The 21692-nt window shown below is 45.8% G+C and carries 24 protein-coding genes, 1 tRNA gene and 1 riboswitch; of the genes, 6 read left to right on the forward strand and 19 right to left on the reverse strand.

The genetic code is table 11. The annotated features are described in order from the left end of the window. Positions 1 to 48: 48 nt before the first annotated feature. Complete coding sequence (locus J2Z28_RS07225) at positions 49 to 267, reverse strand: YqzE family protein (RefSeq protein WP_017689331.1); 219 nt, start codon at positions 265 to 267, stop codon at positions 49 to 51. Between the two features lie 194 nt (positions 268 to 461). On the opposite strand from J2Z28_RS07225, the gene J2Z28_RS07230 reads away from it, so the two are divergent. Beyond that, positions 462 to 1175 carry an N-acetylmuramoyl-L-alanine amidase family protein gene (locus J2Z28_RS07230; protein ID WP_211081744.1) on the forward strand — a complete coding sequence of 238 codons (714 nt, stop codon included), beginning with the start codon at positions 462 to 464 and terminating at the stop codon, positions 1173 to 1175. Here the strand turns inward: J2Z28_RS07230 and J2Z28_RS07235 are convergent. After that, entirely contained in the window at positions 1150 to 1944 is a 795-nt protein-coding gene (locus J2Z28_RS07235) for a divergent polysaccharide deacetylase family protein (RefSeq protein ID WP_415841445.1), read from the reverse strand. The two genes, J2Z28_RS07230 and J2Z28_RS07235, sit on opposite strands and share 26 nt — an antisense overlap. A gap of 454 nt (positions 1945 to 2398) precedes the next feature. Here J2Z28_RS07235 and xynC point away from each other — a divergent pair, with 454 nt between their 5' ends. Continuing rightward, on the forward strand, positions 2399 to 4093 hold the full coding sequence (gene xynC, locus J2Z28_RS07240; RefSeq protein WP_280530808.1) for a glucuronoarabinoxylan endo-1,4-beta-xylanase XynC: 1695 nt from the start codon (positions 2399 to 2401) through the stop codon (positions 4091 to 4093). A 149-nt stretch (positions 4094 to 4242) separates the two neighbouring features. Here xynC and J2Z28_RS07245 read toward each other — a convergent pair. The 3 genes from J2Z28_RS07245 to J2Z28_RS31640 form a co-directional block, all read right to left on the reverse strand. After that, a tRNA-Leu gene (locus tag J2Z28_RS07245) sits at positions 4243 to 4326 on the reverse strand. Positions 4327 to 4502: 176 nt separating this feature from the next. Next, positions 4503 to 5246, reverse strand: coding sequence for a pectate lyase (pelA, locus tag J2Z28_RS07250; RefSeq protein WP_342357482.1), 744 nt, complete (start codon positions 5244 to 5246; stop codon positions 4503 to 4505). After that, the gene (locus tag J2Z28_RS31640) at positions 5138 to 5455 is read right to left on the reverse strand and encodes a hypothetical protein (RefSeq protein ID WP_342357483.1); all 318 of its coding nucleotides are present in this window, start codon (positions 5453 to 5455) and stop codon (positions 5138 to 5140) included. Before J2Z28_RS31640 ends, pelA begins: the two co-directional genes overlap by 109 nt. Positions 5456 to 5883: 428 nt before the next feature. Further along, positions 5884 to 6015, forward strand: a riboswitch (cyclic di-AMP (ydaO/yuaA leader). A 5-nt stretch (positions 6016 to 6020) separates the two neighbouring features. Between J2Z28_RS31640 and J2Z28_RS07255 the strand changes: the two genes are divergently transcribed. Continuing rightward, positions 6021 to 6485, forward strand: a complete 465-nt coding sequence (locus J2Z28_RS07255) for a C40 family peptidase (RefSeq protein WP_017689351.1) — start codon at positions 6021 to 6023, stop codon at positions 6483 to 6485. 73 nt (positions 6486 to 6558) lie between these two features. On the opposite strand, the gene J2Z28_RS07260 is transcribed toward J2Z28_RS07255, so the two are convergent. From J2Z28_RS07260 to J2Z28_RS07275, 4 genes are all read right to left on the reverse strand, one after another. Next, a complete protein-coding gene (locus tag J2Z28_RS07260) occupies positions 6559 to 6888 on the reverse strand; it encodes a carboxymuconolactone decarboxylase family protein (RefSeq protein WP_017689352.1) in 330 nt (109 codons plus the stop codon). Between the two features lie 141 nt (positions 6889 to 7029). Next, a complete protein-coding gene (locus J2Z28_RS07265; protein ID WP_036609613.1) occupies positions 7030 to 7248 on the reverse strand; it encodes a hypothetical protein in 219 nt (72 codons plus the stop codon). 118 nt (positions 7249 to 7366) lie between these two features. Then, positions 7367 to 7696, reverse strand: coding sequence for a hypothetical protein (locus J2Z28_RS07270; protein ID WP_036609615.1), 330 nt, complete (start codon positions 7694 to 7696; stop codon positions 7367 to 7369). A 97-nt stretch (positions 7697 to 7793) separates the two neighbouring features. Continuing rightward, positions 7794 to 8375 carry a xanthine phosphoribosyltransferase gene (locus tag J2Z28_RS07275; RefSeq protein WP_211081746.1) on the reverse strand — a complete coding sequence of 194 codons (582 nt, stop codon included), beginning with the start codon at positions 8373 to 8375 and terminating at the stop codon, positions 7794 to 7796. A gap of 204 nt (positions 8376 to 8579) precedes the next feature. Between J2Z28_RS07275 and J2Z28_RS07280 the strand changes: the two genes are divergently transcribed. Further along, a complete protein-coding gene (locus J2Z28_RS07280) occupies positions 8580 to 9635 on the forward strand; it encodes a YkvI family membrane protein (RefSeq protein WP_211081747.1) in 1056 nt (351 codons plus the stop codon). Between the two features lie 145 nt (positions 9636 to 9780). Here J2Z28_RS07280 and J2Z28_RS07285 read toward each other — a convergent pair whose 3' ends face one another. The 6 genes from J2Z28_RS07285 to J2Z28_RS07310 form a co-directional block, all read right to left on the reverse strand. After that, entirely contained in the window at positions 9781 to 10905 is a 1125-nt protein-coding gene (locus J2Z28_RS07285) for a glycosyltransferase family 4 protein (protein WP_211081748.1), read from the reverse strand. A gap of 193 nt (positions 10906 to 11098) precedes the next feature. After that, complete coding sequence (locus J2Z28_RS07290) at positions 11099 to 11647, reverse strand: GNAT family N-acetyltransferase (protein WP_211081819.1); 549 nt, start codon at positions 11645 to 11647, stop codon at positions 11099 to 11101. A 106-nt stretch (positions 11648 to 11753) separates the two neighbouring features. Further along, a complete protein-coding gene (locus tag J2Z28_RS07295) occupies positions 11754 to 12785 on the reverse strand; it encodes a hypothetical protein (RefSeq protein WP_211081749.1) in 1032 nt (343 codons plus the stop codon). Between the two features lie 97 nt (positions 12786 to 12882). After that, positions 12883 to 13686, reverse strand: coding sequence for a Cof-type HAD-IIB family hydrolase (locus J2Z28_RS07300; protein WP_211081750.1), 804 nt, complete (start codon positions 13684 to 13686; stop codon positions 12883 to 12885). Between the two features lie 45 nt (positions 13687 to 13731). Continuing rightward, positions 13732 to 14478: a pseudouridine synthase gene (locus J2Z28_RS07305; RefSeq protein WP_211081751.1), complete on the reverse strand. Its 747-nt coding sequence runs from the start codon at positions 14476 to 14478 to the stop codon at positions 13732 to 13734. After that, positions 14475 to 16172: an RsmB/NOP family class I SAM-dependent RNA methyltransferase gene (locus J2Z28_RS07310; RefSeq protein ID WP_211081752.1), complete on the reverse strand. Its 1698-nt coding sequence runs from the start codon at positions 16170 to 16172 to the stop codon at positions 14475 to 14477. Before J2Z28_RS07310 ends, J2Z28_RS07305 begins: the two co-directional genes overlap by 4 nt. A 221-nt stretch (positions 16173 to 16393) precedes the next feature. On the opposite strand from J2Z28_RS07310, the gene J2Z28_RS07315 reads away from it, so the two are divergent. Further along, positions 16394 to 16942 carry a thioredoxin family protein gene (locus J2Z28_RS07315; RefSeq protein ID WP_047842389.1) on the forward strand — a complete coding sequence of 183 codons (549 nt, stop codon included), beginning with the start codon at positions 16394 to 16396 and terminating at the stop codon, positions 16940 to 16942. 213 nt (positions 16943 to 17155) lie between these two features. Here the strand turns inward: J2Z28_RS07315 and J2Z28_RS07320 are convergent, their stop codons facing one another. From J2Z28_RS07320 to J2Z28_RS07330, 3 genes are all read right to left on the reverse strand, one after another. Next, entirely contained in the window at positions 17156 to 17638 is a 483-nt protein-coding gene (locus J2Z28_RS07320; protein WP_211081753.1) for a DUF309 domain-containing protein, read from the reverse strand. After that, a complete protein-coding gene (gene yjbM, locus J2Z28_RS07325; RefSeq protein WP_036609636.1) occupies positions 17625 to 18440 on the reverse strand; it encodes a GTP diphosphokinase in 816 nt (271 codons plus the stop codon). Before yjbM ends, J2Z28_RS07320 begins: the two co-directional genes overlap by 14 nt. A gap of 134 nt (positions 18441 to 18574) precedes the next feature. Then, positions 18575 to 19672, reverse strand: coding sequence for a quinone-dependent dihydroorotate dehydrogenase (locus tag J2Z28_RS07330; RefSeq protein ID WP_211081754.1), 1098 nt, complete (start codon positions 19670 to 19672; stop codon positions 18575 to 18577). 255 nt (positions 19673 to 19927) lie between these two features. Here J2Z28_RS07330 and J2Z28_RS07335 point away from each other — a divergent pair, with 255 nt between their 5' ends. Continuing rightward, positions 19928 to 20065, forward strand: coding sequence for a hypothetical protein (locus tag J2Z28_RS07335; protein ID WP_017689367.1), 138 nt, complete (start codon positions 19928 to 19930; stop codon positions 20063 to 20065). Between the two features lie 42 nt (positions 20066 to 20107). Here J2Z28_RS07335 and J2Z28_RS07340 read toward each other — a convergent pair whose 3' ends face one another. Further along, the gene (locus tag J2Z28_RS07340) at positions 20108 to 21550 is read right to left on the reverse strand and encodes a L,D-transpeptidase family protein (RefSeq protein ID WP_211081755.1); all 1443 of its coding nucleotides are present in this window, start codon (positions 21548 to 21550) and stop codon (positions 20108 to 20110) included. Positions 21551 to 21692 lie beyond the last annotated feature (142 nt).

Here is a 21692-nt window from a genome sequence, read left to right on the forward strand (position 1 = left end):
CATTAGGGCGTGACCTTAAACTCGCTGAGTGAAATAGGTAAGCGATAGTTACCCTTTGCCCGAAGAACTTCGTTTATGAGACTGTGTATCGAATTCTTTTTCCTTTTTACCCACCCACAGGGATACAGCGAAAGGGATCATACCAAACCACTTCATCGCCCACGGCTCTTTCCTTTTGGTGCGATCTTTCCGCTCATCCTTCGGCGTATCGATATAATGAACAACACGCTGCGTAATGTATTTTACCAATTCATCACTTTTGGCCATAACATCTGCCTCCCTCGCTCCTGCACATTTGCGGAGCTTACGATAGTTCTATTGTGCGCAAGATGTGCAATGGTTAAACATTTTTTATTGAAAGGGGTATGAAAAACCTCAAAATGCACAGTCTAATGCCAAAGGTATCCAAACAGCCATTAATCTGCATCCGGTACCTATTTCATGAAGGAGTGTGTATTCCCATGTATAAGCTGCTGACCGCTTCGGTAGCCTTGCTAATCAGCTTCCATTGCTTTCCCACCCCGTCCCAGAACAGTCCATCCATGCTGCCGGTGACCGATGGAGATGCTTATCGCTCAAGTCATCATGCATTTGCAGCACCGGTTATCCTGCTCGATGTAGGCCATGGCGGTATTGACGGTGGTACGTCAGCCCAAGGTGTGCTGGAAAAAGATATCAACCTCGCCATTAGCCAAAAGATCTATCTCCTGCTTCGCAGCAAAGGGTATGCCGTCATCATCAATCGCCTTGGTGATTATGCACTTAGTGATGAGAACCGCTGGCTGAAAAGCCGCTCCCGTCATACCAGAGATCTTGCCCAACGTAAAAGCCTTAGCGAAGAAGTAAGTACAGATATCGTGGTCAGCATTCATGCGAACTGGAGTCCCCGATCAGGTGCACATGGCCCGGTGGTACTACACCAGAAGGAAGGCAGGAGTTATTTGCTGGCCCAATCCATTCAAGACGCCATGAACAAGTTGTTCGGAACGGAGCACGGCGTTGTATGGGGCAAGCCCTTTTATTTATTGAATTACGTGAAGCAACCTGCCGTCATCGTCGAAACCGGATTTTTGAGCAATGCCGAAGATCGAGCCAGAATGAGTGATCCCGCTGAGCAAAAACGAATCGCCCAATCTATTGCCAACGGCATTATTTATTATCTGTCGGTAGTGTAGGCGCAGCACGCCAGTTCCACACATCCCGAACCAGATCACCAATTCCTACAAATTGAACCTGATTTTGCAGACGGGAGACGGATTCACGAATCACTGCGGATGTGTTCATCCCCGAATGACCGACATGACCAATGACAACACAGATATCCTTGTCGATCGCACGCTGAGCTGCCATATCCAATTGCTTGCGAATGTGTTGCTTGGAGTTTTGATCATCCAGGAAAATGTCATTACCTACAGGTGGCATATTTTTGGATATGGCCAGTTCCCCCACTACGGTGCGAAAGTTCGTACGGCTGTCTACAAAGAAAAGGCCCCGCTCCTTGCATACATCGAGCACAATTGACATGATGCGTTTGTCCGAAGTAATTTTGGAACCCATATGATTGTTCATGCCAATTGCGTGGGGCACATCATCAATCGCTTTCTCCACGCGAGAGCGGACTTCTTCATCGGTTAGATTGGATGTGATTGCACCCGGGCCCAGCCATTCAGGTCTTCCTTTCTTGGGTTCCATGGGCATGTGCACAATCACATCCATCCCTTTTTCATGTGCAGCTATCGCATCTTTCTTTGTTGTTGGCAAAAAAGGCATGACCGCTACCGTTAATTTAACTGGCATCGCCAGGATCTCTGCTGTACCCTTCATGTCATTACCAACATCATCGATGATAATCGCTAAGCGTTTGTGATTCGATGGGGACTCTGAAGCTGCCGCTGTAGGCCCTCCTGCCGATATGCCTGCGTAAATCACAATCAACAATGCCATGATACCTGCAATGAATCGATAATTCTTTCTCTGTTCCTTCATCATGATTCCCTCCCCGTAAGTTCTGTGATCTCATTGTTTGATAATGAAGGGAGGAATATGTAAGCCAAAGCCTTCCTTAATAACAATATCCCAGCCATTGGAGACCTCTATCTCAAGCGAAGATCCCCACCATTCCCGTTTTCTCCTTAGCATTCAGACAAGAACTGTCATTGAACAGTTAGAAAATAGAGATTAATTAGAAAAAATACTGTAATTTGTCAGGTTTTCAGTTCAGGAATTTTTTAGTAGAATCAACAAATGAAAGAGCTTATGTGCTGCATTTCTTTCCTATGATTTATGGAAGGAGGTTTTGAAAGGGTTTACATAAAATAAATGCCAGACAATCCGCTATTCTTGTTTGTTATCCCTGGTCGCGGTTTCTCCATGTAACCATTTACCATTATCGAGGAGGATGAAAGTAGTGAAATTCAAACTAAAAAAGACGATTAATGTTCTTTTGGCCTGTTTAACAGCCCTGCCTTTGATGTTAACCCCGACACATGTGTCAGCAGCCAGCGATGCCAACATTAATTTATCCTCGGAAAAACAACTGATCAAGGGCTTTGGGGGCATTAACCTTCCTGCCTGGATTGGTGATCTGACCCCCGCTCAACGTGAAACTGCTTTTGGTAATGATCAGAATCAGTTAGGCTTCTCCATTCTCAGGATCTACGTCGATCCAGATTCTAATAACTGGTATCGTGAAGTTGCCACAGCCAAACGTGCTATTGAAAAGGGGGCTATCGTATTTGCATCCCCATGGAATCCTCCGAGCAGCATGGTTGAAACGTTCAACCGCAATGGGGACACCAATGCCAAACGTCTGAAATACGACAAATATGCCGCATATGCGCAACATCTGAACGACTTTGTAACCTACATGAAAAATAACGGCGTAGATCTGTATTCCATTTCTGTGCAAAATGAACCGGATTATGCTCATGACTGGACCTGGTGGACTCCACAAGAGATCCTTCGATTCATGAAAGAAAATGCCGGGTCCATTCAAGGTACCAAAGTCATGGCGCCTGAATCCTTCCAGTACTTAAAGAACATATCCGATCCAATCCTGAATGATCCGCAGGCGCTTGCCAACATGGACATACTGGGAGCACATACGTATGGAACCCAGATTTCGAATTTTGCCTACCCTCTCTTTAAGCAAAAAGGAGCCGGTAAAGAACTGTGGATGACTGAGGTGTATGTTCCGAACAGTGACAACAACTCAGCAGACCGCTGGCCTGAAGCATTAGACGTTTCCTATCACATGCACAATGCCATGGTAGAAGGTGACTTCCAAGCCTACGTGTGGTGGTACATCCGCAGACAGTATGGTCCGATGAAAGAGGACGGTACCATAAGCAAACGCGGGTATAATATGGCTCATTTCTCTAAATTCGTGCGTCCAGGCTACCTGCGAGTCGATGCAACGAAAAATCCGGATACGAACACCTTTGTCTCAGCCTATAAAGGTGATAACAAAGTAGTCGTCGTGGCGATTAACCGTGGAACTTCAGCTACAAGCCAAAAATTCGTTCTGCAGAATGGTAATGCCTCTACTGTGTCCTCATGGATTACGGACAGCAGTCGAAACCTGGCAAGCGGAAACGCGCTTACCGTATCCAATGGAGCCTTCACGGCACAGCTCCCGCCTCAGAGCGTAACAACGTTTGTTGCCAACATTACTGGCGGAAATAGCGGTGGGAATACAGGCAGTGGCACTACGTATGAAGCCGAGACCGGAACATCACTTACGGAAGCTACCATTGAAACGATCTACCCCGGTTACACTGGCTCCGGGTATGTCAACTTCAATGCGATGACTGGTTCAGCCATTCAATGGAACGGCATTAATAACACTACCACAGGTACCAAAAACGTAAAGTTTCGTTATGCGCTGGAAAGCGGAACCCGTAACCTCGACATTTTTGTTAACGGAACCAAAGTCATCAGCAACGAGCCCTTTACGGCAACGGGAAGCTGGTCCACTTGGGTTGAAAAAACAATACAGGTCCCCATGAACACGGGGACCAATACATTGAAAGTGGTTACCACTGGATCGGAAGGACCGAATATTGACAGCGTTAATGTTACCGCAGCACAATAAACGTTCCGTATCGCTGATGGAAGACCATTTGCTGTACGTGCAGCTAAGCACTAACCTCTTGGACACTCAAGTCTAAAGTTGGTGTTATATCAAAAAATGCAAACAAAAAAGACTCCTCAAGCGTTAGCTTGAGGAGTCTTTTTATTAGATGCGGTCGAGAGGACTCGAACCTCCACGGGGGTTAGCCCACACGGACCTGAACCGTGCGCGTCTGCCAATTCCGCCACGACCGCATATTGTATCTCCGTAATCAATCTCGGCGACAAGAAATAATATATCATGTGCAATCTATCATGTCAAGACTGAAAATAATAACAATAAAGCCCGAGCCAGACGTCCATGTCTGATCCGGGCTTTACTTATCGCACTAATCATTTACTAGTTCATCAAACCTGAGGCATACTACAAATTACAGCTTGGAAGGCCAGTTGCCATACCATGCGTAACCGCCTCTTCTTTCTTTATCAATTTCACTTAAATTGTATTTAACTATCCCGTCACGACCAATAAAGATTGGTTTATCCGTTCCCATCTCATAGAAGCGTGCCCAAATCGGTGCAGCTTTGGAATCAGCGATAATTTTACTATCTCCATTAGCTCTTTCATACTTGTAACCCGTAATTTTCACCTTGTTAAACCAATCCTCCGCTCCTTTAATGGACGCCGTGATTTTAGCGTTAGCAGGTCTGGTTTTCAGAAATTCAACAATCGTTACACTCTCTCCAGCTGTCAGCGATGGCACTTCGTAGATTCTTGCGCTCGCTGGTTTAAGGGAACTGGAATCATGTTGTTGTCCCCATGCTGTCAGCTTACCGCCTGAAACGACCTGTGTATTCAAAATCGCCTCCACACCTTTGGCAACTGAATTTTTACTGCGATTAGCAAGTGTGCTGTCGATAAACGAGAAATCACCTTTGCGTGCTGCTACTTCATCCAGCATGATCATTACATTAATCATGGCATCATCATTGTAAGTAATATGCTTGTGATATCCGGAGCTTTGGTAAACTTGTGGCCATCCCCCGTTTGAATACTGCATGTTGATCAAAAAATTAATCCCTTTGATTGCAGCTGTAGAGTATCGCGGATCATTCGTCTTTTTAAATTCCTTCGCCAATCTTCTAATTTCTGAGTATGTAGCCTTGTTGTCAATCGTGGACTTCGCCCACTCTCCACTTGTTTGTTTATATCTTTTCTCCAACCTCCATCCGGCAGCTGGTTCTTCAAAATATCAGAAATACTTGCTGTCGTACCGGATGCATCCGCAGCAGATACCGTCCCTACAGGGAGAACTGCCATTCCAACTGCCGAGAACACCATCGTGCATGCCAGAACAAAAGTAATTATTTTCTTCGCTTTCAAATGTAACACTCTCCTATGTTCGTTTTTATAAATCTTCCACTTCTACTTTACCTATGATACGCGTCCCTAAGCCTCCTTTATTTGTATTTATCGCATAATAAAATCAATTTTAATCCAATATGTGGATTGGATAATCAGATAATATGCAAAAAATCGATGTTTGTCAATATATGCAACTTAATGAATATAATCTCTCTAATTCTACATAACGGAATAGTTCTTTTAACTCATGACAAACCTATCTATTTATCCAAATTCGTCTTAAACGAATCAATAATGACGTTTTTGTCATGAATGATAACCAAACTTGATCCCTTTTTTCATATAAAAACCTTAATTCCGCTAACATTGAGGTATTAAGAAAGGGTTTAAATGGGTTTGACAATTACGCATTTATGCAATATAGTTTCAAATAGTTACAAAAACTTAATTATTCATTGCCGAGTTTCATGTTTGAAAACGGGGGAACCAATTTGGGTGAATTATTCTTATACATAGGAAATATAGGGAACCTTCTACCGAACCCTTAGCTAACTCCGTAGGCATCGAAGGGAGAACATTGATTTTGAAAAAACTGATTATCTCCATTTTTGGAGCAGCTGTATTATTTACATCCGGGGCAACAAGCACAGAGGCAAGCAGTATCAACTCCGTAGTGAACAACATGACAGGTATACCTTACAAATGGGGTGGCACGACTGTAGCCGGCTTCGACTGTTCTGGGTTTATGAGATATATTTTCAACAAATACAGCATTGAATTGCCACGTACTTCGCAACAGCAAGCCAAAGCAGGTACTCCGGTAGCCAAAAGCAATGTTCGAACAGGTGATCTGGTGTTCTTTAATACGATGGGCAAAGGCATTTCACATACAGGTGTATATATCGGCGGCGGACAATTCGCTCATGCCTCCAGCAGTAAAGGTGTAAGCATCACGAAGTTATCGAATCCATACTTCAATGATCGTTACGTAACAGCACGTCGGGTAACTGGACAGTTTATGTACGATAAAATGTTAGGTAAAATGTAATTCACACACAAAAAGGCATCGGTTATTAACCGGATGCCTTTTTTGCACTTAAAAATGTATGTTGCATTGCTTACTAATGCAGCGCCTTCTGCACTCGCATCGCACCCTGAGACAGGGCATGTCCTCCTCCTACAGCTCCGGCCACGGCTACGGTCTCCATAATCTCCTGATCTGTTGCACCCTTGGCGCGGGCTTCTTCTACATGGTAGAAGGTACATACCTCATTGTTGGCGAATAATCCAATGCCGAGTGCAATTAGCTGTTTTGTCTTCGCATCAATCACGCCAGGTTGGAAACATTCTCCGGTAAACTCATGATACGACTTCACCACACCTGGCAGCACATCGCTTAATGCTCCAATCTGATCCTTGTAGGCATGAACTTTATCATTCATCAATGTCATGGCTTGTAGCACACCCTCTCGGCTATAGTTACAGATCTTCCTCACTGTACCTATCTTCTCTCCCGAGTGAGCCAATTATGCCAAGAAATCATGGTAATTCCAAACATTTTACGCTCATCGCCCTGCCATAATTATAAGCTGTTACTCACTAAGTGGACTCTGGCGCGGCTCGCTGAACAGCTGATAGCTGTAACCTCGGTCCAGCTTAACGACACGTCGATTCTGACGACGGATAAGTACCTGCTCGCCATCCCAGGCAACCACAATCCCCTTCACGTCATTCGATTCCAGCTCGTCCCGTACGACTCTAACTTTCTCACCTGACAGACGCAGGGCGTCCAATTCTGTATCACTAATCATCTTCATGGCTCCTATATTCCAAATTATTTACAAAAAGAGACCTAAATGAAATGTCATTTAGGTCTCACGTGACTGTATTGGACTGTCATGTCATTCGAAATTATGTCCCGACTGAAAGTTACCGCTGAGCGTGCTCTTTGCTGTCGTTCTTCTCGAACCAAAAATCAAGCACTTTGGCGGACATCACACGTTCTTCAAGGTACTCCACTTGATGCGGTGTAAATTGTTCTTTCCAAGAGAAGGACAACTCTTCGCACAAGCCTACAATCGTCAGTAATTCTGACCAGGCAACATAGCGTTTGTACCAGAAAAATTGAGGATGTTCAATCATATAGGGATAAAGGTCATCGAATTCCGTATGTTTACAATCCAGGGCACGTTCAAAATGAACTTTCGATTCCGCCAGCTTATCATTAAAAAATTGTTCTGTTGCCGGTTGGTTCCCCATGGTGTTGCCTCCTCTCCCTAACATAACCCCATTATAAATGAAATCCGCGGTCATGCAAAGGCATAGTTCAAAAAATAGGCCCTATTCCTTTAAAATGTCACATTTCGTTATCGTCAAATTGTACTGTTCCATCGTTCAGGGAACGAATGCGTACCAAGGCTTCCACCGGAATACCCTGTTCACGAATCGTGCGTGCCCCTGCCTGAAAACTTTTCTCGACCACAACGCCGAATCCGACGAGTTCCGCACCGGAACGCTCGATAATTTTGATGACGCCACGAGCGGCATCTCCATTGGCAATGATATCATCAATGAACAAAATGCGGTCATGCTCATGAATGAACTCGCGGGATACCATAATGTCAGTTACAATTCCTTTAGTAAAAGACGGTACGCGTTCACAGTAAGCATCAGGATCAGCCAGAAGTGTTTTTTTGCGACGGGCGAATACAAGGGGTACCCCAAGTTCATAGGCTGCGGCAAACGCAACCGGAATCCCTGAGGATTCTACCGTGATTACCCGAGTCACTCCACTTTCACGAAAACGGGCAGCGAACTCACGTCCCATCTCCATCGTTAATGCAGGATCAATTTGGTGGTTCAACAGACCATCCAGCTTTAATACTTGATCCGAGATAACCACACCTTCTTGTAAAATTCGTCGTTTCAATAATTCCATGATTTGACCTCCCAAGCCTATCCTATGAGGTAAAAGTATCATATATCTATCTATAAGTTCAAGCGAAATTGCCTGGGCGCTGTCCTTGAGACGCAATTCAAGCCAAAGCTCATTATCGATTGTCATGACTTTCGTGGGTCAAGCATACCTTGTACCATGGTACCCGCATGTCCAAACTAAACAGGGGCCTGAGAGGGGAAACACATGAAACAGGCATTTCGGGTGCTGCAGATCGCATTTACATACATTGGAACGGTTGTTGGAGCCGGCTTCGCTACAGGGCAGGAAATTTTGCAGTTTTTTACCCAGTATGGCAAATGGGCCACCATCACCATAGGCTTATCCACCATGCTCTTTGTCTGGTTAGGTACCAAAATGATGCTGATCGCTCACGATACCGGGTCCCGCTCTTATGAGGATCTGAACAAACATTTATTCGGCCACAAGGCAGGCAAATGGATCACCTGGGTGACCCTTCTCATTCTCATTGGCGTGAACAGTGTCATGCTTGCCGGAGCAGGTTCCGTTTTTGTCGAACATCTGGGTTTGCATTATCAGACAGGTCTGATCGTCACACTTGTAGGGACATATCTGCTTCTCGGTCGGGGCATTCAGGCCATCCTACAAATGAATAGCATCGTCGTGCCCATGATGCTCCTGTTATCTCTGCTCATGATCACCAGTACCATCCATCATCCAGGTGCTTCCCGATTCATTACACTGACGACAGACTCAAACCCTATTCAAGTGTGGCTGTCTCCACTGTTGTATACTTCGTTCAATCTGGTGTTGGCTCAAGCTGTTCTTGTGCCAGTAGGTAACCAGATCCGTAGTCGGAATGTGCTGAAGTGGGGTGGAGTATTGGGTGGAATTGGCGTTGGTTTCATGCTGATGGCAGCTCATTTTGCCATGTCAGCTCAGATGCCCGGCATCATCCAATTCGAAATCCCTATGGGTAGCATTGCCTTTCAACTTGGATGGGCAGTGCAATCTGTATATGTATCCCTTATTTTCATGGAAATATTCAGTACCTTTGTAGCCGATATCTATGGAATGACCTTGCAACTCAGACAACATATACGTGTCCATCCCCGTTTCATTACATTAACCATTATGCTGTTGTGTTACTCACTCAGTCAGTTTGGATTCAGTTCGCTGCTATCCATCCTTTACCCTATCTTCGGAAGTATGGCACTGTTTTGGGCTGCCAAATTGGTACTGAACCGCTGGGGCGCCTTTCGTAAACGCAACAATATATAAATCACACGGTCCATGTACTTCATGAGGAGGATAAGCATCGGTTTAGTTCATGAACACAAGTCATTACGCAGACTCTCTTTCCTTAAACATGACAAAAAGCCGCTGTTTATCACAGCGGCTCGCACTTTTTGCTCTATGTTTAGGCTTAGCTGGGAAACTGTAGATACATCTTTTTCAGCTCATTCACCGATCTGCCGAGCGAGTAATGTGTTTTGGCTTTTTCACACGCCGAACGGGCAAGTTCATAACGATAAGCCGGGTCCAGCATCACCTTTTCAAGCGCTTCAGCCAATGCAGAAGGATCTTCTGCCGGTACAAGCAACCCATTGCTACCGTTCTCGATCTGTTCCGGTATACCACCTACATCCGTACCCACAAGGGCAAGACAACTTAGCGCCGCTTCAGCGAAGACGGAACCAAATGCTTCTGCCCGTGAAGGAAGTACAAAAATATCAAAGAATGGCATGAATTCCTCAGGGTGCAGTGTGTAACCATAGAAAATGGTCTCATTATAGATCCCCAATCGCTGCGCCAATTCTTCCAGATCAGGACGAATCGGTCCATCTCCTATAATATGTAACACATAATCATGACCTCGGCCCTTCAGTTCCGCACAAGCTTTGAAAAGAATATCCAACCCTTTCGCCGGAACAAGCCGACATACCGTGACCAGCTGTGGTATCGCATTATCATGAGGGATCGGCTTAAAGCGCTTCTCATCAAACCCATTGGGAATCACACCGATGACATCAGGTTCCTTCACATAGGGAGCCAGATAACGGCGGAACGAATCCGACACCGTCAAGAGACGCTCTGCCTGGTGTTCCAGCTCACCATATATCGCAAGCAGGAATCGATGCTCCGGACCATCCGTTTCAATGCGTCCATTAAGGATTAATTCTCGTTCATAACTGGAGTGTATCGTCTGAATGAGGGGTGTATCCGGGAAAACTGTTTTCATCGCAAGTCCTGCAATTGGGTGGTGGGCATGGATCAGATCATAGGGCTTCTGAATACGCAGTTTGGTCCACCATAGATAATCACGATAAGTTTGAATATATTTCTGGACAACAGGACTATCCTGATATTCCGTCCAGTCAAACGTTTCGAACTGAACTTCCTCTCTGCCCTTGTTGCGAATTCGCTTTGGCAACGAGAACAGATCCATTTCCCACCTCGGGGTTGTAAACCTCTCTTGCATATACGGAATCATAGAGGATACACCTCCGGGCTGCTCCGGAGGAAAGAAAAGCGCCTGCAGCAATTTCACCGTTAGTTTCCCCCTTTCTAACTTACGTACTGCTCTACTATCCATTATGACATAGGGAAGCCGGAACATCTATATTACGGTAACTCGTATATACAACATATTCATGAAACGTTCCCCTCAGAAGCAAAAGCTTTAATTCAGCAGTCAATCGCTTGTGGTTGTCGTCAACATATTCAATGGATAGTCAGAACTCTCAGCTCAGTAGCTCCACGGGCTTCTCATATGTACTGTAACCATCGGTCTCGCCCAAAAAAGTATACCCGTTCCGCGCGTAAAAGGAGTTCAACGTAGCATTGCTCGCTCCGCAATCTAACCGAACAGTATGTTTGCCTTCAAAATGTATGCCGCTGCTGGACCATTGCAAAATGGACCGTCCCAGACCGCTCTGAGCATATTTTCTTCGAATCGCTAACCGATGCAGATAAATTGCGCCATCCTCGGCATGAGCTTTTGAACCCCAAAGATGAATATCCCAAGGACTTGGCTGAACCAAAAGGATGACCATCCCCGCTACATCCGCTCCTTTTTTGAATACAAACACATCCCCACGGCGAATCGCCCCTGCCGTATCATGTGAATCTTCACCTTTAAGCAAAGCATTCCATTGGGAAGAACCTTGGCTCTGTAACCATTCGGCTGTCTCCACCAGCAGCGACATCACATCCTCCGTATCTTCCGGCTTCGCCTGAACCGCTTGAAAACCATCGTTAATATATTCGCTACTGATCCTGAATGAGTGCATCATTGTTCTCCTCCGCTTCCTGATCTCTTTTTAACTAATGGTACTATACCGGGAAATGAATTTTTCGTCAAAATGAGAACAAAAAAAGGTAAAAGGCGGTTGCCCTTTACCCATCTATTCTGGCTTCATCAATAATCTGATTTCGATACAACATCGTCAGGTGCAAGGTGTCAAACTCCATTTCCTTGTCCAACTCCTGCATCAACACTTCGACCAGGCTCTTTCGCTGCACACTGGTTCCAGGAACCTCGTAATCAATGTATCCCGTCAGATCGGATTGAGAAGTGTCTATTGTTGCTGTTCCCACAGGCAATCCACCTCGCTCCTGAAGAAACAGCTCATATACCCGGAACTCCCGATCCTTACGCTTCAGCATGACATAACATGTTTCTTCAGCAGCTTCCAGCTCGTCCAGATCCGATTCATCGGTATCCTCCAAATCCTCGGAGAAATCGCGATGTACCCACTCTAGCGTCTCGAGTTCGTTGCCCTGATGCCACATGCGGATTGTAATCGTATCGATGATATCTTCATCCAGCTCTCGAACCAGCAACTCTGCCGCAGCTTCCAATTGATTCTCTTCCGGCTCGTCATACCAGTGTATTTCACCTTGTACATCAGCGCCATATTGTTTTAAGGAAGCTTCTGCAAGTTCCTGCCCTTCAACATCATTGAATATATACGTCGATATGCTACGTCCTGCGCTTACCATTTCCATCTCCAGAACCTGATCCCGATCTTCATATGTAAACGATTCGGCTTGTGAAACAGGAATTACCTTACTTTCACTGCTATCTATATCGTCATAGCGTTCGTCATGATTCATATCTTCAGACGGCCACACTGTCTCTGACTTATGCAGAACCGTATGTAATGAGCCACAACTAACCAGCACTTCATAATACGCAGCTTCCAACGCATCTGCAAGAGATCGGACATAGGCATGCACTTTTTCCACAATAAATTCCTCTGTACCCTCTGGCAGAGACTCCTGCTCGATCTGAAGACTACCTGATAAACGATCTCCTTCTCTGTACACAAGGAAAAGTGAGCCTGCATATTGTCCATTGACCATCACGTCCTGTACTTCTCCACCTGATGTCCGCAGGTCTGCAACCAATTCCACATCATATTTCATCACGTGCCCTCCTCCATTCCTAACGGTATTCTCTTAGGATGCCCCTGAGGACGGTAGATTATGAGGGAAGCGTGCATTTCAAATATAAGATGTAAGGTTAAACGGATAACACATATTTTTGGATTGCGTGTGCCACACCCTGCTCGTTATTGGAGAGTGTAACCTCGTCCGCAGCAGCTTTCACCTCGTCCGGTGAGTTATCCATGGCAATGCCTTTGCCCGCAAAAGTCAGCATCGTAATATCATTGAAGTAGTTACCAATCGCCATAATCTCCGAAGGCATGATTCCCTTCGATTCGGCAAGCCTTTTAAGCGCAGCGCCTTTGGACGCTTCGGGATGCATCAGATCAATAAAAAAGTCACCACTCCGTGTCATATAATAAGGCAGATTCCAAGTAGACCATTCCTGAAGTACTGCATCCATCTGTTCAATCGGACCAAATGCAGTAAATTTCGCCAGCGGTTCTGTCATGTCAACCCACTTAGGTAACTTCAGTGGCTCTGCCATAAAGTTGTAATACATCTCACGCACCTGCAAACCCAAACCTTCCGGTTGATCCACATACAGACCAAAAGCCGTATTGATATCAAAATGCACGCCATTGGCTCGACAGTAGGATATGATCGGCTCCAGTCCTTGTCCATCTAATGCAAAATGATGGACCACCTCACGAGTATCCACTTGCGCGGTAACGGCGCCATTATGTGTAATCACATATCCATCCAGTCCCATCTGCTCCATAAAAGGAATCGTGTTGGCAGGACCTCTACCTGAACACAGAACAATCTCTGCTCCCTGACGGGAAGCTTGGATCAAGGTCTCCTGAGTCCATTCGGTAAGTTCATGATGATCATTCAGCAATGTTCCATCTACATCAAGTGCAATTAATTTATAAGTCATTCTGGCTTCATCCTCATCTGTTAGTAGTCGCACCCACCCAAACCCTTACTTCCGCAGAAGACTCAACTCATCTGCGGTTAGTTCACGATAGCTTCCGATAGCAAGATCGGAAGCTAGGTCCAGCTCACCCATGGCTACGCGTTTCAGATAAACCACACGCTTGCCTACCGCCTGAAACATACGTTTTACCTGGTGAAACTTCCCTTCATGAATAATAAGCGAGATCGACGAGACCGTGCCTTCTTCCGTTTCTTCCTGACCAAGTATAGTCAGTTCGGCCGGCAGCGTCTCGTACCCGTCATCCAATTGAATGCCCGCCTTGAAACGTTGTACATCCGCTTCATCCACGTTTCCCAGCACACGGGCTTCATAGGTTTTGGGTACATGTTTGCGTGGAGATAACAGATCATGGGCAAGTGGACCGTCATTCGTAAGAATGAGCAGTCCCTCCGTATCCTTATCCAGTCGTCCCACAGGAAAAGGATTGAACACCCGATCCTCTTTCCGCAGCAGATCCAGTACCGTCTTATCTCTGTTGTCCTCCGTAGCAGACACAACACCCGGAGGTTTATGCAACATCAGATAGATCATCTCCCGATACACAATCCGCTCGCCATCGGCTTCAATGACGTTGGCCTCGGGATTCACTTGTACACCACTGTCTTTCACCGCTTTGCCGTCCACATGGATTCTGCCTTGTTTCACCATCTTTTTGAGTTCACTTCGTGTTCCCACACCCATATGGCTTAATATTTTGTCCAGACGCAACGTTTGTTTACCTTTTCCACTCATACCGATGTCCACCTCCAGCCTGCAGGATATTCATTCTTCAGTACACCATCCAGCCATTTTCCCCAGCCAGCGGCATAACCATCTACACATACAAGAACGTACCCTTTGGCAACCGTATCCGCCTTGAGCACCACTCGTTCTTCTTCAATATTTAACGTTTCACCCTTGAGGTATCTCACGGCTTCGCCATCAGCGGATGACAGATTCACGCTTCTCCGTGCCTCAGATGCATTCAGAGCACATGCAAGCGGGTGTGACGGAACAAATCGTCCATTCTTGATCATGCCCATAAACCAACCTGGACGAATGACTTTCAATCCCTCCAACCGAGCTGCACCAACCGATGATTGATACACCCGATCTCCATAACATACCGTCTCTCCAGTTAACTCAATCTCCAATTGTTCTTTCACAAACTGAGTGTAGATCGCAACCAGATCCATACTTGCCGAATCAGCTCCGCGTCCCTGACCCCGTTCCGATTTACGTCCACCGTGATCTTTACCTTTTTTGCTCTGTCTACCCGAATTCTTGCCGCCGCCAGCCTGTCTGTCATGGGACTCTCGGGATTCGATTCGCAATAAACGTTCCTTTTTACGATCAGCCTTGGTTATAGCAATTGAAGAAGCAGCAATAGAGTGATCCTTGTTCCCCTCTACTTCAATCCTGGACACATCCACGACCTGTCCATACTCCATTGCTCCTTCTTTAACTACTCCAGGTTGATCTGTTTCTACTTCTTGCCCTACACGATGCTGCAATACAGCGAGATAATGTCCCTCTCCTTCCAAAAGGTGAGGCCACAATCTTGCGGTGCCACGCGTTTGATCCAGTACAGCTTCCGTCTCCTCTGCCTTCTCTGGCATCATCTGACGTACCCATTCCGGACGTCCTGGAGCGAACCCCGTCTCTTCAGGAATGTCCATTACTACGAAATCAAGGTTTACATTCAGAAACTCCGCAATCATCGCTTCATTTTCCTCCGGCGCAAAGGTACATGTCGAATATACGATGGTTCCTCCCGGGGCCAGCAACCGTGCCGCAGTCTCCAAGATATCCCGCTGCATGAGCACACATTTTTCCACCGAATGATGTTCCCACGATTTCACCATGTCTTCATCCTTGCGGAACATGCCTTCACCTGAGCAAGGCGCATCAATTAATACTTTGTCAAAATAATGAGGAAATGCATTTGCGATCCGCTCTGGCGACTCATTCAAAACAACCGCGTTACGCACCCCGTACAATTCCACGTTCTTGGCCAGCGCTTTGGTGCGTTCAGCATGGATATCGTTCGTGACAAGTACACCCTTGCCTTGCAGCTTTGCAGCAATCTGTGTTGTTTTCCCTCCGGGAGCAGCACACAGATCAAGCACACGATCTCCAGGCTCCACCTGCAATAATTCAACGGGAGCCATTGCACTTGGTTCCTGTATATAATACAGGCCTGCATGATAATAAGGGTGCAGCCCCGGTTTAACACCATGAGGTACATAGAATCCTGTCTCACACCACGGAATAGGTCTTAGATCAAACGGAGCAATCTCATCGAATTGTTCCATCGATATTTTTAGCGTATTCACTCTCAGTCCCGCATGAGGAGACTGTTCATAAGATTTCATGAATTGTTCAAACTCATCACCCAGCAAACTTTTCATTCGCTCAGCAAATATCAAAGGTAACTTTACACCCATATTCCCACTCATCCTGTCTTGGTAAGATTGCAATATCGTTTTATTTTATCATATCCAAGCTTTGCTTTCCTATCATATCGTATCTATTCCACTACAGCGTGTAATGTAGTATAATGGCAAGTAGATTGATTCCTGAGCAAAAATCCGGGTGTTTATGCATATTATCCCAACCTTTATTTTTGCCCAAACTATATTTCGATATGATCGATGGGGGATGTCCAATGAAATCCAAGAAGAAAAAGAAAAGTGCTGCGATCCTTATTTTCCTGGGTATTTTAATCATTATGATTGCAGCACTGGTTGTCGTAGACCAGCAATCCAAGAAACAGATGGATTCAGTGGAAAATGCTTATGGCATCGCTGCTTCCAAGCTTAATCCAGCTACACGGGAGCTACTTAGTGATCCCAACTATCAACAAATTATTGTGCCCACTGATCTCAAAGCCAAAATCGATAACAAAGACAGCTTTTTTGTTTATTTCTTTGCTTCCGATTGCTCGCACTGCCGTGCCACAACACCTCAGTTGATGCCACTGGTTGACAGTGAAGGTATTGAGCTTCCGCAGTTCAATCTGCGTGAATTCGAAGCAGGATGGACCGATTACAATATCGAGTTCACACCTACACTCGTCTATTATGAGGCTGGTGTCGAGAAAGACCGTATGGTTGGTGGACTGCAAGAGAATGGTAGTGACCAGGGCTACACGCTGGATGATTACAAACAATTTTTCCAAAAATATAAAGGCAGTGCCGCTCCTTCGGCAAGCTAACTGATAGATCCGTTTCCACAAGTATCAATCAGGCACATTGTATCACCGACTGTTCTGTTGAAGGACAAGCTCTGCCACCTGCAATCATCTGAATACGACGCAACATTCAAAAACACCCCGATCGTTCCCTTTACAGGAATCGTCGGGGTGTTTCATAACCATGGAACTTCATATCCATGGGATGCTCATTTGAATGTTAACGCTGATTACGATTCAACTTTTACTCTGATCCATCGCCTTCATCTTCTCTTCGTATATTCGCCCTCTGGTAGGACTCCGGCGCTGCGGAATATTAGGTTTTAGCTCAAGCGATCTTCTAGATATCTCTTGTTCTAAGACCTTATCAACAATTCGTATGGACAAATCCCTGTAAGTCACAGACTGAACATCTGATTGAGACAGTTGCTTCACGATCCCCTGTACATCCCGTACCAAAGCCCCTAGGTCAATGCCCAGAATCGTAGCAGGATAAGGTTCCAGAAGATCAAGTGAGCTCTGTAACATCATCGTTCCTCCGCGGAGATTGCCATTCCTGAAGTGGTATAAACCAACTGCAATTTGCAACAACCCTTTATAGAGAGAATCCCGGTTACGTTCAAGCCACAATTCTTCCAGCACCTCATGGCACTCGAAATAATCCTGATCCCGATTGAAGTAGATTAAGTAGTCAATGTACAGTGGCTCATAGATGCTCATCCGGGTTTTCGCCCTTTCTGGCGTTGTTCAGAAGTTTCTTCACGTCATCCAGCAAGTCTTTGAGCCCTTCCATATCATGCCGTTCCCAGTAATCGTTAAATCGCTTCTGTGCTTCAATTGCTTCACTGACAAGGTGGTAGAAGTATAATTGATGAATGATATTCAATGTTCTTGACACGATATTGGAATCATCCTCAAATGCCTTCTGCGCCTCCAAAATCTGTAGACGAATCGCAGACATCTCGTTATCCAGTATAAACGCGGCCTCAGCCGTTTTTTTCAGCCTGGTTCTCATCTCATCAGGTAACCCTTCGCGAAACTTGTAACTCAGCGAATGTTCAATGGTAGCCCAGAAGTTCATGGCAAGCGTCCGGATCTGTATCTCGGCCAAAACTTTCTTTTGTCCCAGAGCCGTCTGAACAGGATACTCAATAATCATATGGAAGCTGCGATAGCCGCTCTCTTTGAAATTCGTAATGTAATCTTTCTCAATTAATACCGTGAGATCCTTACGGCCTCGAATATACTCGGCAACCCGGCGGATATCATCTACGAACTGGCACATAATGCGGATACCTGCAATATCCTCAATGCCTGTTTCCACGTCATCAAGCGACACATTCAGTCTTCTGGATTTCTCCAGAATACTGGATATTTTTTTGACACGACCGGTAACGAATTCAATAGGGGCATACTCTTCCCTTTTTTTCAGTTCCGCCCGCATTGTCTTAAACTTGACTTTTAATTCCTCTACCGCTTGTTCATAAGGAAGTAAAAATGTACCCCAGTCTCTACCGTCCATGCTTATGCCTCCTGTCTCTATAGCTTCCCCTGTTCTATTCCATTATACATGATGTTTGGTGGGGGGAAGAGTCCCGAACCATTTTACGCTCTTCCATGCTTCTATATTTTCATTCCGGGGATTCACAATCCTTCTTAACGATGTTCTGCACCAACCGCTTCGGAGATATGACGATAACCGTCTTTGCGCAGCAACTCACGCAGTCCGGCATGAATGCGCCGATTCACCTCAGGCCCTTCATAGATCAATGCTGTATATATTTCGACCAAGCTTGCTCCGGCTTTAATTTTCTCGTATGCATCCTCACTTGTGAAAATGCCACCTGAACCGATAATCGGAAGTTTTCCCTCCGTCTGGCGATAGATCTGGCGAATAATCTCCGTCGAACGATCACGTAGAGGTTTACCGCTCAGACCGCCAGTCTCTTTTGCATGTTGATGGGAAAGTCCTGTACGACTGATGGTTGTGTTCGTTGCAATAATGCCAGCAACACCGCTGTCTGCAATTGTGCGAACCATATATTCAAGTTCCTGATCATTCACATCCGGTGCAATCTTCACCAGAACGGATTTGGTCGCTCCGCCCGCTCGTGCATGCTGCACGTTCATCTCGTTCATAACCGCAGCGAGCAGTTCCTTCAATTCATTCCCATGTTGCAGATTACGCAAATCCGGTGTATTTGGTGAACTGATATTAACCACGAATAGATCAGCATAATCGTATAGTGCCTGAATGCACTTCGAATAGTCCAGGTGAGCTTCCTCATTAGACGTTGCCTTATTCTTGCCGATGTTAACAGCCACTGGAATACGCCGATCCTGTAGACGTGCCAATTCAACTGCCATGGCTTCCGCACCCAGATTGTTGAAGCCCATTCGGTTCACCAAAGCCTCATCTGGAGGCAATCGGAACAGCCGTGGTTGATCGTTACCTGGTTGTGCAAGTGGTGTCACGGTTCCCACTTCCATGAATCCAAATCCGATGGAAGAAAAGCCCGTTACGGCCTGTCCGTTTTTGTCCAGACCCGCAGCCAGACCAACAGGTGTAGGGAAATGACACCCAAACATGTCAACAGCCAGATCAGACGTTTCACGAACGCCGTACATCACTCGCAGTCCGGAAGGAACCGGACGGATGCTACCCACGCCACTAAGGCCGCCAATAATCAGATGATGGGCCTGTTCAGGGTCCATTTTGAACAACAAAGGTTTAGCAAGACTTCTGTATAACAAATCACTCACTCCGTTCTGGTCCGGTACGCCAAAAAGCCGTTTTCCGTCTTTTCATATGTAAAAAAACACTCTACTCACAAGTTTATCTGTTTCTTATTAAAAAGGAAAGTAGTTTGCGCATAGACAGCACAAATCGAATAATACAAAATGCTCACAAGAAATCCACCCGCCCACTGGAAATGACGAGTTGAATTCTTTACAATGAGAGCATGGTTACTCTACACCAGTTCTATTCCAAATAAGGAGGAATAACTCATGGCTCCCAAACGTAAACCACCTGCATTACAGCAAAAGAAAGAAGAAGTGAATCGCAAAGCCATTGCATGGACTGCAGCCAGTGTAGGCGGCTTGATCATCATCATTGGTGCTCTTATCATTATTGCCAACATGTAGATGATTCAGGCTGAATCCTTCTGATTCTACATATCAAACAGATCAATTCAGCCAGTGATACGTTTTGTTCGGATTATTTTGCTTTGGAACAAGCGTATGCTGATAACGCTGCTTTGCTTCTGGAACAAGCGTCAGATCTGGCAGTACATCTTCTCCAATGCGTACCGGAGTGCCTTGCGGAGCAAGAGCGAATAACTCTTCTACATCTTCTGTACGCATTCTCACACATCCAAGGGACTCATCCAGTCCGATACTGTCTGGCTCGTTGGTCCCGTGGATGGCATAATTCGTATTCGAGAGCTGCATACCTCTGCTTCCAAACTCACCGTTCGAGCGTCCATTCGGATTGACCACTTTATCTGTGATGATAAATGAACCTTCCGGTGTTTGATCACCGCCAAGTCCCACATCATATATACGAACAATGGTATCCCCACTGATTAATGCAAGTTTATGTTTATCCTTATCAATGACCATCTCCAGCGGTTCCTGCAAAAAAGGCTGACCTCCCAGCGTATCTGCAAAAGCAGCATTTTTGCCTTGAGACGAATCCAAAGATGTTGAACCGTTCTCTTTACCACTTGAATTGCTCTTTCCTTTCTGTGCCTTTCCTTGATGCAAAGCTAACAGCTTCGGAAACATCTCGGTCATCCCTGGCGCAGTCTCTCCCAGAATATTATTCGGAAATGGCTGGGCCATTTGCGTTACACTCTTGGGCCAAGCGTCATTTTTTTTACGATAGGCAACGATTGCACTTGATAATGATGCAGCAGCTTCCTGCTTGGCGGTCCACGCCAAGGCCATCTTTTTGATTTTCGGTGTAATTTCAGGAGGTTCACAGTTGCATTGCTTGGCATCATAACTCTGTGCAGTTAATTTCCCGCTTGTATTGGTTTGAACTATGTATTTCACAGGCATATTTCGCTTCCATAAAGACCAGTCATCCGAGGTTTGCATACCCAGTACAGCAGAGGTCTCTACTTTCGGGCCAGACCCGGACCAGGCAGCTGCGAGCGCAGCCTCGCCATGGTTGCCTCCACCAAATGCCGCAGCGGTGAACACATTGCTTGGCGCAATGAATGCAGTCTCAGCCTGTTGATCCGCTCCTACAGGGTCAGGGATCTCATCCGTGGATTCCAGTGCTGCTGACAGCGCGTCAGCAGCTTCCCGACTGAAACCCGGAGCGTCCGCAGGTGGCAGACCTGCCAGCACAAGCAGCATGAACAACGTAAGCCACATTTTGCGTCTACGTTGTTTTTTCTCTTTTTGCTCGGACATCTCGACCAGTTTATCCTGATAGTCTACCCAGATGTCAGCAGGAGCTTTACTGCGTTCAAATGCCTCATAAACCTCGCCCGCTTGCTGAAAGCAATAATTGGCTTTGGCCTCCTGTCCTTCGCCCAAATACTCCTTTCCGAGCAAGTACCAAGCCATTTTATTGTCGGGATGTTTCTTGACATATGTTCTTAGATGAGTATTTTGCATCCGATCCTCCACTATTTCGCCTTTTTCCGTATATCATTATATATCGGCATAACCAGGCGTTGAATCCATAGGACTTGAGTACCCGGTGGAAAAAAGGGGGTTCGACAATGTTCGTCCTTGATCCATAGTCAGATAATCACAG

Origin of the sequence: Paenibacillus xylanexedens (genome assembly GCF_017874615.1) — a bacterium.
In the GTDB taxonomy this organism is placed as follows: Bacteria; Bacillota; Bacilli; order Paenibacillales; family Paenibacillaceae; genus Paenibacillus; species Paenibacillus xylanexedens.

Bases quoted from the DNA above. Each gene is read 5' to 3' on its own strand.
- yjbM (WP_036609636.1), bottom strand. From the start codon at position 18,440: ATGGACGGTAGAGACTGGGGTACATTTTTACTTCCTTATGAACAAGCG.
- J2Z28_RS07305 (WP_211081751.1), bottom strand. From the start codon at position 14,478: ATGAGTGGAAAAGGTAAACAAACGTTGCGTCTGGACAAAATATTAAGC.
- J2Z28_RS07340 (WP_211081755.1), bottom strand. From the start codon at position 21,550: ATGCAAAATACTCATCTAAGAACATATGTCAAGAAACATCCCGACAAT.
- J2Z28_RS07335 (WP_017689367.1), top strand. From the start codon at position 19,928: ATGGCTCCCAAACGTAAACCACCTGCATTACAGCAAAAGAAAGAAGAA.
- J2Z28_RS07300 (WP_211081750.1), bottom strand. From the start codon at position 13,686: ATGACTTATAAATTAATTGCACTTGATGTAGATGGAACATTGCTGAAT.
- J2Z28_RS07315 (WP_047842389.1), top strand. From the start codon at position 16,394: ATGAAATCCAAGAAGAAAAAGAAAAGTGCTGCGATCCTTATTTTCCTG.
- J2Z28_RS07230 (WP_211081744.1), top strand. From the start codon at position 462: ATGTATAAGCTGCTGACCGCTTCGGTAGCCTTGCTAATCAGCTTCCAT.
- xynC (WP_280530808.1), top strand. From the start codon at position 2,399: ATGAAAGTAGTGAAATTCAAACTAAAAAAGACGATTAATGTTCTTTTG.
- J2Z28_RS07270 (WP_036609615.1), bottom strand. From the start codon at position 7,696: ATGGGGAACCAACCGGCAACAGAACAATTTTTTAATGATAAGCTGGCG.
- J2Z28_RS07235 (WP_415841445.1), bottom strand. From the start codon at position 1,944: ATGGCATTGTTGATTGTGATTTACGCAGGCATATCGGCAGGAGGGCCT.
- J2Z28_RS07290 (WP_211081819.1), bottom strand. From the start codon at position 11,647: ATGCACTCATTCAGGATCAGTAGCGAATATATTAACGATGGTTTTCAA.
- J2Z28_RS07310 (WP_211081752.1), bottom strand. From the start codon at position 16,172: ATGGGTGTAAAGTTACCTTTGATATTTGCTGAGCGAATGAAAAGTTTG.
- J2Z28_RS07265 (WP_036609613.1), bottom strand. From the start codon at position 7,248: ATGATTAGTGATACAGAATTGGACGCCCTGCGTCTGTCAGGTGAGAAA.
- J2Z28_RS07225 (WP_017689331.1), bottom strand. From the start codon at position 267: ATGGCCAAAAGTGATGAATTGGTAAAATACATTACGCAGCGTGTTGTT.
- J2Z28_RS07320 (WP_211081753.1), bottom strand. From the start codon at position 17,638: ATGAGCATCTATGAGCCACTGTACATTGACTACTTAATCTACTTCAAT.
- J2Z28_RS07280 (WP_211081747.1), top strand. From the start codon at position 8,580: ATGAAACAGGCATTTCGGGTGCTGCAGATCGCATTTACATACATTGGA.
- J2Z28_RS07260 (WP_017689352.1), bottom strand. From the start codon at position 6,888: ATGACATTGATGAATGATAAAGTTCATGCCTACAAGGATCAGATTGGA.
- J2Z28_RS07275 (WP_211081746.1), bottom strand. From the start codon at position 8,375: ATGGAATTATTGAAACGACGAATTTTACAAGAAGGTGTGGTTATCTCG.
- J2Z28_RS07295 (WP_211081749.1), bottom strand. From the start codon at position 12,785: ATGAAATATGATGTGGAATTGGTTGCAGACCTGCGGACATCAGGTGGA.